Origin of the sequence: Xenorhabdus stockiae, assembly GCF_002632825.1 — a bacterium.
GTDB classification, from domain to species: domain Bacteria; phylum Pseudomonadota; class Gammaproteobacteria; order Enterobacterales; family Enterobacteriaceae; genus Xenorhabdus; species Xenorhabdus stockiae.
This window is the reverse complement of sequence record NZ_NJAJ01000002.1, coordinates 102,935-117,161: the sequence shown is the minus strand read 5'-3', so window position 1 is coordinate 117,161 and position 14,227 is coordinate 102,935. Positions and strand designations below refer to the sequence as shown.

General features: G+C 47.1%; 5 protein-coding genes. All 5 read left to right on the top strand.

Annotated features, from left to right (window positions below):
* Positions 1–31: 31 nt before the first annotated feature.
* The 5 genes from Xsto_RS00985 (at position 32) to Xsto_RS00965 (ending at position 14,095) form a co-directional block, all read left to right on the top strand.
* Positions 32–4,486, top strand: coding sequence for a C-type lectin-like domain-containing protein (locus Xsto_RS00985; protein ID WP_099123829.1), 4,455 nt, complete (start codon positions 32–34; stop codon positions 4,484–4,486).
* Positions 4,479–5,738 carry a hypothetical protein gene (locus Xsto_RS00980; RefSeq protein ID WP_099123828.1) on the top strand — a complete coding sequence of 420 codons (1,260 nt, stop codon included), beginning with the start codon at positions 4,479–4,481 and terminating at the stop codon, positions 5,736–5,738. Before Xsto_RS00985 ends, Xsto_RS00980 begins: the two co-directional genes overlap by 8 nt.
* Before the next feature lie 15 nt (positions 5,739–5,753).
* Positions 5,754–6,425 carry a collagen-like protein gene (locus Xsto_RS00975; protein ID WP_099123827.1) on the top strand — a complete coding sequence of 224 codons (672 nt, stop codon included), beginning with the start codon at positions 5,754–5,756 and terminating at the stop codon, positions 6,423–6,425.
* A 4-nt stretch (positions 6,426–6,429) separates the two neighbouring features.
* Entirely contained in the window at positions 6,430–8,904 is a 2,475-nt protein-coding gene (locus tag Xsto_RS00970) for a pentapeptide repeat-containing protein (RefSeq protein ID WP_099123826.1), read from the top strand.
* Positions 8,905–8,968: 64 nt separating this feature from the next.
* Positions 8,969–14,095 carry a type I polyketide synthase gene (locus Xsto_RS00965; RefSeq protein WP_169926570.1) on the top strand — a complete coding sequence of 1,709 codons (5,127 nt, stop codon included), beginning with the start codon at positions 8,969–8,971 and terminating at the stop codon, positions 14,093–14,095.
* The last annotated feature ends 132 nt before the right edge of the window (positions 14,096–14,227 follow it).

The following is a 14,227-nucleotide window of genomic DNA, read 5'->3' as shown; positions in this document are numbered from 1 at the left end:
GAAAATAGTAAGTTAGAGAGATGAAATCCAAATGAAAACGCATATTCTACATTTTGACCTAGCTCAAAGTCATTTACATACCCAATCCAGTAAATTAAACCTTTGGGTTGGTGAATATAATATACTGTTGCAAGAACATGATGAGTCAAGTTTAGCCAGAGCAGCTGGAGAAAATCCTGCAATAGATATGGTTCTGCGTTACGGTTCACACAATATTAGCCATTTTGCGGAGGTACCTGAACACTGTTTTTTACCCCATCACGTTACGCTAATTAAAGTGGTTGGTGATAAATCCGGGCCTTATCGTTCTTCATTACCGGTTCTTTATCATCTTTCTTATCATATTCCCAATGCTCATTTACATCGTTATGCCAAACGTAACATAGAAAAACTGGCAGTAAATAATATAGAGATGGTTTTGCCGGGTAAACTTAGTTCTCTTGGTGTTAATAGCCAACATTTAGCGCGAAATTCTATTAATTGCGGCGATTTGTGGGTTGCGACTAATGAAGTGAAAACACCGTGGGATGTTGCTTGCTCTATTGTGTTTTCCCATCCGGAATTGTCTAACAGTCAGGCTTATGCAGCATCAATTGTCATGAATGCACATATTGCCCCACCGCAGGCAATAGACCCACTGCAATATAACCGAGTTTATGAACTGGCTATATCAATATCGAGTCAGGGACCCGCGACAGAGACAGGTGGTTTTGCCACTTATGGCCAATTGGTTGCCCCTGATGGCAGCGCAATGTTTTACGAATTTGACTGGGTAGGTCAAGACGGACAGGTGATTTTCGCCGAAGGTGATCCGGTGATGCAATATAACCTATCGGATGAAACGGAGAATTATTCTGGCTCGCCAGCATCTAATGCGCTGAAAACTTCGCATAATGATGGTCGTCTGCAAAATCATAATTGGAGTGTCAGCCAAAGTGCGTCTCTGGACGTTGCTGAATTCAAAGATCAGGCAACAGCATTGGCTGTTAAGCGGGACACGGACACCAAGCAAATTTGGACTGCCACCAACCGTACTCCTAATCACGGTATAGATGTGTATGCCGACAGCATCCGTTACGATAGCAGCCAAAGTAATTTTTCCATTGATTTTAAGAACAAATACTTACGTCAGCTAGGTGTCTATATTCAGTTCTTTAAAGACACTAAGATGGAACAGCCGATCGATAATCCAAAGGTTGACGGTAATTGGCCGTTTTATTTCCCTCAAGAGCTGGCTGCGTTATTCGAAACGCCATCACAAAAGGCCCTGGGTGTATTGGCTAATGTCAATACGATCATGGGGATCCCGATGCCCACGGATCCCACTAACTTTGGCTTGCTCTGGCCGGCTGAAGCCCAGGCAGCTAAATTTTTGTTTGGCGGCCTGGGAACCTCCCGGTGGGAGAACCCGATTGTTTGGCCGGGTGTGATTTTGACCGGTATGTTCCAATACGCTATTCCGACCCTGATGATGTTAGCTGGGGCCATGGTAACTAACAGCCAGTGGTATAAAGCTTTTATTTCTAATAAGGATAACGTTACCATACTGGCCAATATTGCTTTCCCATTGATTGTTGGTCGCGCCGCTACCGGTTCACCGTTATTCAATACTAAAAAGGTGCTATTCAGTTTAGCCAATATTGCCATTGGTATTCTGGCTGAAAAAGGGATGGAAAAGTTAGCGACTTATGTTACAAGCCAGATAGCAGCTAGTGCGGTTGCGCAGGCGGTTCCGGTGGTGGGTTGGACGTTCCGGCTAGCTGCGATTACGCTTGATGGGGAACAGATCGCTGTAACCACGGATGAATTACTTTCCTCGCCCGCCACATTGGAAGTGGATATCAAGCGTCAGATGACACTTGTTTTTACTCTGCATCCTGATCCTGCTCATGGTGAAGTGGGCCGTCCGGAAACCGCAATCTGGCCGCCGGTGGCAGTACAGTGTCAGGTGACCGTTGAATATACCAACGGCACCTACTATACCCAGACTATTCCATTACCCGCGACAGGTTCCAATACACCACTATCTTTTAATTTCAATTCGATTGGCTGGGGTGGAACACTCAAAATCAAGGCTAATGTCTATTCAGCCACTGGCTGGTTAGCGGGGAGCTATACCAGTGAGCTGCTGAATGCGCAGCCAGATGACCCTAATGAAGGCATCATGCGCGTCAGGGGTAATATAAAAGAGATGTTGGTGCCGCTGACTCAGGTGACTCAATACGAATATTGGCAACAGCTGTCTTACGATAGCGGTAAAAAAGAGTACCAGTGGATTGAAGGCAGCGTGCCGTTGGAAACCCAGTCTTCAACCAATTGTAGCAATGTAGGCAATAACATCTGCAAGCTGGTCAATATGACAATCCTGAATTCAGATTATCAGGTTGGTTATTGTTATCAGGCTTCTGGTCAGGATATTCCACTGGAAGATCCATTAAGCCCACCCAATAGCGGCCAGATGTACGTGTTGCAAAACATTTCCACTTTGAGCAACGAGTCGTTGAATGAGCGTCTGAAATTATCTGCGTTAGGTTTCAAAGTACAACCACTGATCAGTTATAACAGTTTTGGCGAAGGACCGGACAAAAAAACCATCACGCCTTATAACTTTATTATTGATTCACGGTTTGGTGAATATCACTTACGTCGGGTGGACCTGCGTGATGGCAGCCATAATTTTGGTTTGACGGATAATCCGCTTTCGTGGGGGACTTTCACCATTCCACATCTTGATGCGATGGTGGTTCACCCGAGCGGCTATGTCATTGCTGTCAGTTGGCAATATAGCAAGATGCAGATCTTGGCATTGGGTGATCAGGGCTATCCGGATGATCAGGCTCCAGCGGCACAGATTGTCTCTGGAGAAGGGAATCGGCAAGGGCTAACCCATGGGCCAATTGCCCTAACCGTAGCACCAGATGGCCGCATACTATTATTGGAGACAATCAATACCCGTATTCAGGCGTTTGATACTAAAGGGAACCCATTCCCGAGTTTTGCGGGTGCAACACTGTTTCAACTTGCTACCGCTGATTATCAGGCAACACTGGATGCTCAGGAGTTTTCCCCGGCATTACAACAAGCATTTCGTGAGCAGGGGTTGACATTCCTGTTCAGTAACAGTTATCCAAACTTTATACGTTCGCTGAATGCTGGAGTACTGGACGAGCAGATTATTGCCACCTTTGCGCAAGATGGGATCTATCTAAGTTATAACCAGACCGCAGACGGTAATATTGACCCAGTTGGCAGCACAACAGTTGACGTGATACAGCAAGGGCAGAGCTGGTTCGTAAATGATCCGCAGAAACCCGCGACTTACACGTTGACCGCTCAGGGACAAACGGTATCTGTATATAACGATTTGAGTAATGTACGGGTTATCGCTATCGGTCAAGGTGTCAAATGGCAAATTGATGATCTTAGCAGCGCTCGATCCTGGCTGTTAACTCTTAATGCAACGAATCCTGCTCAGATTACGCTAGCGGATTATCTGTCCTATATGCCACTGAATAAGCCAGCCGGGATTAGGTATCTGGATATTGCGGTTGAGGCGAAGGGATATATTTATGTCTTGTCATACCGTAACGAAGGGCGGGATCCAACGGATTATATCCTTGATATCTATAATCCTGACGGTACTTTCCTGGTAACTGTCCCTGATTCGACATTAGTGCCTGATCCAGCTAAACGCCAGCATATTGTTGCTGGACATCTGGCGATAGATTCGTTCCGTACTCTGGTGGCGATGAATTACGGCAAATTCTTGGGTGAAAATCAACGTACCCAACCACAGATCAGCCAGTGGACGCCAACTACACCCATATTCGATCTGGGTATCGAACAATTACCGATATTCCAGCAACACGATATGGATAAAATCCGCGCAGTTTTTGCTGACAACAAACACCCTCTTAGTAACAAGGCAACGATCGAAACTATCAATGAAAATGGTTATTTCATCATTAATGATGTTAGTACCTGTTACCCAGTTATTTGCACCGTGGATGGCGATAATCAGCAGATTATTTCTGCTTACAGTTTTCCGGAGACAATTATGCCATTAAAAAATTATAGCTCAGGATTTAAAGCGGTTTTGCAATTATTAGGTATCCCAGAGAGCGATGTAACGGAGAAAGTCGTTGTTGCATCTTCGTCGCAAGGCTCTTTACGGCCTGACGACCCACAGTCACTGGCTCCTTCTTATACGGCAGAAGTGTCGTCAGCATCTGAGCTATTGACCCTTTCTGGTATCCCCTCTGTTGAAGCGCCGATATCCTTTCCGGCAACTGTTGATGTTTTTGCGATTGCTGAACTGGAGATTGCTGATGACGGGGTTCTGAACATAAGCAATCCAACTTCAAGACCGATAGTGGTGGTGGTTGACACTTTGGCGCTTAAGCAAGGTGGACAACTGATATGTGACGCCTCTGTGATTCTAAACGTACAAATTTATACCAAAACTCAGGAGAATTCCCATGAATAAAATGAAAACGGTTAACGAAACTTTGGCTGAATTGCGTGAGCATTATCATTTGACCGGTACCGGGCGACAGCCAAAGCAATTGAACACTTCGGACTTTGACGGGCCGGTGATATTTTCTAACGACCCGATAATTGCCACTGTGCCACCCGCGTTTTTTACCGTACAAACCATACAAGAATTGAAGGAACTTGGGGGTGTGCCTGACAGTGAGTATGGACCAGGCGGAATGGAACCCCACCATCCGCTACCTGAACCCTATTCTGCTGAACGGTTGGCAAATGTCACCGGTAATCATGCTGATATATGTAAAGCTTTCCGCGCTTATATCTATGGTTATTCTCCTTTGGTCAAAGATTATGAAGATATTCTGAACGCTAAACGTTTCCCGATGAAAATCGCGTTATACAGTGGTGAAGATATCGTTATTACTGCCAGTAATCCATTGATTATTAAAAGTAAAGAGAGTCACGGAGAACCTGTTGGCATAAATTTTAATAAGATAACAATTCAACCTGGCGGTCGTATTATTTCTTTCACCAATTGCAGGATTCAGGCGAACGAAATAATCATAGTTGATACCTGGCATAAAAATAATAATAACTCGAACTTTGTAGATATTGGAGGGAACGGAGGCAATGGCGGGAGCGGAAACAATGGCTCCAATGGGAAAGACGGCAGTAATGGTAACCCCGGTAAAGATAATAAATACTCCTGTGCAATGGAGGCTACGTCAGGTACTGCGGGTAGCAGTGGTACTGATGGCGCCAGTGGAAGTGACGGCGAGAAAGGAGAGGATGCAGGGGATGTCAATATTACAACCGGTATCATCAAAGGCTTTGTAAAGTTGTGGACACAAGGCGGTAACGGTGGTAGCGGTGGTGATGGTGGTAACGGTGGTAACGGCGGTAACGGTGGTAACGGCGGTGGCTCTACCCGCGAATGCAGGGCTGGATACGGCGGTAGTGGCGGTAATGGTGGCAATGGTGGTGCCGGCGGCAATGCTGGTGCCGGCGGTAATGGTGGTAACATCTATTTTACTTACGTCAAAGAAGAGGACGCAGACTTTAAAGCCTATGTACTTGGCGGCGAAGGTGGTAATGGTGGCAATGGTGGTATCGGTGGTGTCGGCGGCGTCGGCGGTAGTGGTTATTCCAGTGGTAACACAGGTAAAAATGGTACACCGGGGAGCGCAGGAACTGCCGGAAAAGCAGGTGCCGTAGGCACAATTTATGTCAACGGCAAAAAACAATAACCGCAAGGGGGAGTCATGGTCGTAGATATTCAAATTTTGGGTACTAATGGCGTGAATGGTACCGATGGAGCCAATGGCGCTGATGGTCAACGGGGGGTTGATGGTCTGAATGGCTCTCGAGGCAAGCCACCCACTGCCGGTGGCAATGGTAGTGATGGTCAACCCGGTCTGAATGGCCTGGATGGTCAAGCAGGTTCTGGCTGGTGGTTTGCCCTGCGTTGTCATCGTTTTGACGTGCAGAGCGAGGTGCGTATTAGTAATAGTGGTGGTAAAGGTGGTAATGGTGGTAAAGCGGGTGATGGCGGTAATGGTGGTGATGGCGGTAATGGTGGTGATGGCGGTAATGGTGGCCGTGGTAGTTCATTATCGTCAGGGAAGCCGGGTGGTATCGGCGGTAACGGTGGCAATGGTGGAAATGGCGGCAATGGTGGGGCTGGCTGCGATGGCGGTAATGTTTGGGTCAGCTACATCCAGACTAGCTTACCGAAACCAATATCTGCCACCTCTGATGGCGGGGATGGCGGCGTCGGACAGCCAGGTGGCGCAGGGGGGATTGCTGGGCGCGGGGGGGTAAATGGTGATGGTTCACATGCACCCAATGGGGGAGTTGGCACTGGCGGTATTAGCGCCAAGGGTGGTCAGGCCGGTAGAGCTGGAAAGACTTATATAGTTAAATCAATAGGATAATGACATGAATGAATCCAGATCTTTTGCCGGTAAATGGCAATTTGCAGCGGCTTCTGGCCAACTGATTACTGTTCAGGAGGATGGTACGCTTAGGCTGTCAGCCAAGCAATCAGGGGCGATAAATCAAATGATTAATGCTTATGGCATAACTAGCTTTTGGTTACAGGCTGGCAATGGTCAATACCTGGCCGCGAGCGGAAATACTCCTCAAGCTAATCAACCGCGCACTGGTACGGTTGCTGAGATCCAGTTGGAAGAGGTTGGAGGATCTGGATTTCGCCTGCGTCGTATCAGTAGCAGTGGTGACAGTTATTTGGTGGCACAACAATCTGGGCTGATTTGGCAGGCAGTCACTGGCAGTCCGCCTCTGTCAGCCCAATTTACTCGTACTACCGTGACAAAGGACCTGGAATTCCTCAAAGAATGGGGAGCAATGGGAGCCGATCTGCGTTTTGCTTATCTCGCTAAAGAGAATTTGAATGAAATGGTGATGATGGCCGTCGATTTGTCCAATGCTGACCTGCATGGTTCGACATTGCTTGATGCTGATTTAACTAATATCAAAGTTGATGATTGTAATTTTAATGGTTGTGACTTAAGCAAGACTGATCTAACGCATATTCATGGTAAAAATGCGCTTTTTGAAAAGTGTATCGTCGGTAGTGATACCAATATGCCTGACGCTGAGCTACCGAACGCCATTTTCCGTGGCTGTAAGAGCAGTGGTGGTAAGCCGATATTGAATCGTCTAAAAGCGCCCGGTGCGGATTTCTCTGGAGCGTTGCTACCTTCTGTAATAATGGAGAATGCTGATTTATCTCAGGCGAATCTGGTTAATGTTGATCTCAGCGGAGCTAGTCTGGCTTCCTGCAATTTTACCGCGGCGATCATGACGTTGGTGAATTTGCAGAATACCACTTTGCAGACCTCGAATTTTAGTCAAGCCACGTTAGTGGGGACGGATTTTACCGGGGCGAATATCAATCATGTTAATTTCAGTGGCGCAAATCTGACCAACGCACGGTTATCGTTAACCACCGGTTATAGCCAGCTTAACCTCAGCGACAGTACCTTATTAGCGACGGTGCTGACAAAGATGAACTTGGTTGATGCCACGATTACCGCTAAAACAGATTTTACTCAGGCGCAGATGGATGGCGTTAATCTGAGCCGCCAGAAGCTGGATCAAGTCATATTCCTGATGGCGTCGATGAAAAAGGCAAATCTGGATTTTACGTCACTGAATGGCGCAGTTCTGGTCGGTGCTAATCTGGCCGGTGCTACTGTTCTGGGGAATGTCTCTTTAGTTGGCGCGAATTTATCTAATGCGAGTCTGGAGAATGTTAATTTAACTGGTGCTCAATTTGGTGCTTTATCCACAGTGACACATTTGGATAAAGCCGATGCTCAGACACTGGATAATCAGCAACTGCCTGAACGGTTACGTCAAATGTTGTATCAGGGAAAGATATTGGTTAATGGTCAGGCAGAGGTGTTGGTTCGTCAGCCGGGCCAGAACTGGCTGGTGGAACATGATGGTAAACCGTTATTTATTCACTATCAGGATGGGCAATTAAACGTTGCGCAAGATAATGGCGGTAATGCGGCAATTCTTGCCAACACATTTATGCCTAATGCTATCCTGACTGGCGCTAATCTGTACGCAGTTGATATGTCTGGCGCTCATTGGTACGGCAGTAACGCCAGAGCCGATAACGCCAATTTGGAACAGGTCAATTTGTCGAATGCTAACTTAGCGACAATGAATTTCACTCAGGCTCGATTGTTTGGTGCGAATTTGTCCTATGCTAGTCTGGTGAATACTGATTTCAGCAAGGCAATGTTAGAACCCACCGAAGGTCTGAAGCCGGCATCTCTGGCCTTTGCTTCAATTCAAGGCACTATCTTTACGGAAGCTAAATTGACCGGCGCTAATCTGACCAATGGCGCGGTGGCTTTACCGTTTGAGGAAACAGGCAATAAGTTAACAGGTGTACCTTTATTCAGTGCGGCGCTTGAGCTGATGAGTTCATTAAATAGTGGCACCGTCTCAAAAGAGTTGCGTCAGGTATTCACTGATAACGGCTACAGCCTGTTATCTAATGCCAAAATCATTGAAAAGCAAAGTGATCAATATTGGATTATCTCCAACCAGCCGCCAGACACCGATCTGAATTATCGAGGATATTGTAATTTTATGGTGATTCGGGTGAGTGAAGTCGGTAATAACCATCTGCAAGTTTGTGGTGGATCGCCATTACGTATCATCCGTACTGCGGCTGACAATACATTGCAACCGGTTAATGTCGCTTTTGGGGTGACAATTGATATCACTCAGGCAATGGATGGAGCCACCACCTGCCCAAGTGGTTTGCGTTATCAGTTACTCAATACGGGCATCAGCTATCAGTCATTGATGACACCGGGGTTACCACCTCATCCGCCAAAATGTATTCCCAGTCCGACGACTTGGTGTTGATAAGTAAACACGATGATCTGGCAAACAACTAATCGGAGCAAAGAATACCATTATGGATATTAATATGATGAGAAGCGATAATATGCCGATTGCCATTATCGGTATGAGTTGCCGTTTCCCGGGAGGTGTTAGCTCTCCAGAAGAATACTGGCAGCTGTTGTGTAGTTCAAGTGACGCAATTACTCCAGTCCCCCCTGAACGCTGGTCAACTCAGGCTTATAGTTCCCGAGATCGCAATTTTCCGGGGAAAATGGTGGCGCGAGAAGGCGGATTTATCACTGATGTTACCGGTTTCGATGCGGCGGTGTTTGATATCAGTAATACAGAAGCGCCTTTTATCGATCCACAGCATCGTTTGATGTTGCAGGTGACATGGGAAACGCTGGAACGGGCGAGAATAGCGCCAAAATCGTTGGCGGGTCAGGCGGTTGGTGTCTATATCGGTGCTTTCACTCATGATTATATGCACCTGCAATTTACTGATTTGCGTCAGGCTACCGGTTATACCTCAACCGGTGCAATGGGAACCATGTTGTCAAACCGGATATCCCATGCGTTTGATTTTCAAGGACCATCCTTGACTATTGATAGCGCCTGTTCATCGTCCCTGTTAGCGGTCCATTTGGCTTGTGAAAGTTTGCGGCGCGGAGAATCACAACTGGCGCTAGCGGGTGGCAGCCAGTTAATGTTGATGCCTGATTTTTCGATAGTAGAAAGCCGTACTGGTTTTCTATCATTAACCAACCGCTGTCATAGCTTTTCAGCTAACGCTGATGGTTATGTGCGTAGTGAAGGAGTCGGTGCTGTTTTGCTGAAACCTTTGAATGCAGCTTTACAGGATGGCGATCCCGTTTTGGCGGTGATCCACGGTTCAGCTGCCAATCAAGATGGTCGCACTCCCACGATTACTCAGCCGAGTAGCACCGCACAACAACGAGTGATTCGGATGGCCTGTGCTCAGGCGGGGATTTCCCCGGAAGAGATTGATTATATTGAGGCTCATGGTACTGGGACTGGGGTGGGTGATCCGATAGAAGCAGAAGCACTGGGGCTGGTCTGTCGGCCCGAACCAACAGACCGCCCATTGTTGATTGGTGCGTGTAAATCCGTAATTGGTCATACGGAAGCTGCGGCGGGCATTGCTGGATTAATTAAAGCGGTATTGTGTTTACAACGAGGACAGGTACCGGGCAATTTACATGCCGAGCCGCCTAACCGCCACATTCGTTTTACTGAGTTGGGATTGCAAGTTCCACAGCAGTTAACTCCATTGCCTGAAAGAAAAGTAATAGCAGGGGTGAATTCCTTTGGTTTTGGCGGAACGAATGTCCATGTGGTGTTAAGTAATAATGCAGAATCTTCCGTACAACTTCGAACGACGCAAGGGCAAGCTTTCATGCTGCCATTGTCTGCGCAGTCTGAGTTTTCTCTGAAGCAACAAGCTCAGAGCATTTCTGATTTGCTGCAACAGCAGCCAGATATCGCCCTTGATGATTTGTGCTATAGCTTGGCGACGACTCGCCACTGTTTTCCGTTACGTAAGGGGATCGCATTCAGTAACCGAGAACAGTTGCGACAGCGGTTGACTAATCTGAATGTGTCGTCGGAGCATAACAATAAAAAAGTTGATCGTCTGGCTTGGATATTTGCGGGTATTGGCAGTGAAGATTGGCAAGACTCTATCGCTTGGTTTCAGCGATTTCCCGAATTTACTGAACAATTCGAGCGTTGTGAGGCAATTTGGACGGGATTTTCTGCACCTTCCTTATATGCGGCATTGAGCTCTGCCGATGAACTGATAGAGCCGCCAATGCAGTTTGCTGTACAAATCTCAATGGCTGCGCAGTTGCAGAAGTGGGGGTTCAAACCAGCGGCGTTACTTGGTCATAGTTCCGGTGAAATGGCGGCTTGTTATCTGGCGGGAATTTATGATCTGACGCAGGCACTGACACTGTTACATCAGCGTTATCATTATCTGGAACGTGTGTTGAATAAAGGCGGCGGATTATTAATCGTGGCGGCAACAGTTGAGCAGATATTGCCTCATTTGTCTGCCCCCGGTGCCGAGCCTGCCGTGGTGATAGCAGGGCGTAATAGTATCAATCGTTGCTTACTGTCTGGGCCTATAAGTGAATTAACCGCTGTTGCTGAGCGCTTAAAGCAGCAGCGTATTGCCAGTAGTTGGCTCAATTATAGAATTGCTTCTCATTCCCATTATATAGAGTCAATCAGGGCTGGGTTGACTGCGGATGCGGCAACCGTTCCCGCGGCAGAACCTTTGTTGCCAGTGTTTTCATCAGTCACCGGGGAGTTGATTAATGGAAAGTTGAGTCCCGAGCATTGGGCTGACAATGTCGTCTCGTCACTCCGTTTTGACGATGCGGTAGAAAACATGCTCAAAGCGGGTTTCCACCATTTTCTGGAAGTTTCACCTAAATCACTACTGAGTGCAGGATTAAAGGATTGGAGCCAGCCTTATCGAGGACAGGTGTTTGCTTGTCGCTCAGGGCAGAACTGGCCACAACTGTTAGGGCAGCTGTTTGAAGCTGGGATTGAACCGGACTGGCGGACTCTGATGCCTACCGCTTGCCCAATTGATCTACCCACTTACTCCTGGCATCAGCAATCTTATTGGCATGAACCAGAGATTAGCCGTCGCCGCCGATTACGTATATTGAGCGGTATATTATTGGGCGAAGCTCAGCCGGGCAGCGAGAGTTGGCAAGCTGAGTTGGCTGTAGAACAAGTGCCTTGGTTACTCGATCATGTTGTCATGGGAAATGCAATGTTTCCGGCTGCGGGCTATATTGAAATCATGTTGGCTGCGGCTCGTATCTGTTTTCCTGACGTTGGATTAGCGCTTGATAATATTGTGTTGCAATCGGCTTTACTGCTAGAGCCAGGCATAGAATTCAGGTTAAAGACACAGCTAGATCGCCAGCGAATGGAAGTGCAAGTACACATTACCCGTAATCTGGATGAGAGTGTACATTACCAACTTGCAGCCAGTGCACAGGTGAACATTGTTGTACCAGGTGCTACTGCTTGTGCTATTCCTCCATTAGCGGTAAGTGATCGCTATCCTTGCATGTGGAACCAAGAGATGTTGTATCAGGCATTTCAACATCTACATTTCAGTTATAGTGGTATTTTTTGTACTCTGCGCCATGCGTTTGTTGGTAAAGAAGAAACAATCTGTGAGATTGAATTACCACCTGCACCGGAGGGAATGAATTTTCACCCAGCGGCTTTGGATGGCATCTTCCAATCATTGTTGGCGATTCAGTCTGCTGATGTTCACGCGCCAATTCCTGCCAACGAGTTCCGTATCCCGGTCAGTATTCAGCATTTGCGTATCAATGGTAAATTGTCAGGTCGGGTTCATGCCCATGCCCGAAATACTAAGCAGACGCAACAACAATGGATTGGTGATATTGACGTCTATACTGATAGCGGTATGTTGCTTTGTCAGATCAGCGGGTTTTGCGTTCAGCTTGTTGGTAATAGAAAAAACAGCTTGTCTGCCAAACTGCACAATCTGGTTGTCGGCCAACCACAGTGGCGTAAACTGCCCGCTCAGCCATCAACAGAGTCTGTGACGCAATGGGCTATCCTTGGGGGTGAAAACGCTCTGGCAGAAGAGTTAGTTGATGCGTTGCAACGCCGTGGTGGATGTGCCTCGTTGTATTCTGGTCTGCCTGACAGTTATCAGAAAATTCAAGAATTAGTTGATACTCTTCCTGTTGAAACCGAAAGGCTCCTGATCCTCTGGCCGTTGCAGGCTCCGCGGATGGCTTATCATTCGTTGATACATTTGTGTGCAGCGCTGGCCGAACGGTCGATAAAACCACGTTTGTGGATAGTGACTCAATGTGCTCATCAAATTACCGAGCAGGATCAGCCCGATCCATTTGCCGCTGCATTATGGGGAATGATGCGAGTTATTGGTCAACAAGAAGCAACCGCATTATGGGGTGGATTACTGGATATTGACAGTATCACGGCTCCAGCCAAATGGTGGGACGCGCTATTGATAGGTGATGGCGAGGATCAATTAGCTCTGCGCCATGACCAGCGTTATGTGCTACGCCTTGTGCCATTACCTGAAATACCCGCGCTACCATCAGTGCGTTTTCGTCCAGATGGCTGCTATCTGCTGACTGGTGCTTTTGGTGATATTGGGCGTCAATTGATTCCCTGGATGGTACAACATGGTGCTCAACATTTGTTATTGATTGGGCGTCGCCTTGCCCTTGATGCGGCTGATCAAAAGTTATTGGAAATGCTACATCAACAAGGGATAGAGGCTAATTATCTGCCGGTTGATCTCGGTGATGTGGAAAGGACCCGCATTTGTTTGGCTGAGTATCGACAACAAGCCAGCCAGCCGCTGCGTGGGGTGATTCATTGCGCTGCGCATGTTGAAGATCAGGGATATCGTGAACTCAGCCCCGAGGCGTTTGATAGAGTATTTGCCACTAAAGCATTAGCTGCCTGGACATTGCATCAAGCGTTGGCTGATGCACCTTTAGAGCATTTTGTTATGTTTTCCTCGTTGGGGGCATTATTGGCTTTACCGGGTATGGCATCTTACGCAGCGGCTAACGCTATGTTGGATAGTCTGGCCTGTTTACGGCGTCAGCAAGGTTTACCTGCGTTAAGCCTTAATTGGGGGCCATGGGAAGCGGGGATCGCTTTGCAGGATAGCCGAACGCTGCCAATATTGGAAAATAGTGGCTTACAGCCATTTGGCTCAGAGGAGGGATTAGCTGTTTTAGAGCGCTTGTTTGCACGGATTGAGCCGCAACTGGTGCCATTCTTGACGAATTGGTCAAATTTACTGTCCAGCCAGATGCGTCACCTACCGTTATTGCGTGATGTTCAGCAAGAAAATGTGGTTCAGACTTTACCCATAGAAGCGGCGCTTGCAGTGAGTGATCTGGATGATGTCGTTAGCTTGCTACAAACCTTTTGTGGTGAGATTGTTGGGACGTCAACAGAAGTATTCCATCCCGACCTACCTTTGACTAACAACGGTATTGATTCATTGAATGGTTTAATGTTGGCACAAAAAATCAACAATCAATTACGTTTGGATATTCCGCTGGAATTGTTGTTAAGTGATAAGCCGCTGGCTGAACTTGCATCATTGATTACATATCGATTGCAAGTTAAGGCAATTACGAAGTAGGAAAACCTTTCGAATTGTTTAAGAATAGCTAACTCAGAGACACGTAGTTGCGATTTGGTTTCAATAGGAAACTTATCGGACTACAGTGTCTCGAATGTTCTATTCGGGAAGATTTTTTAATCTAATTGAATA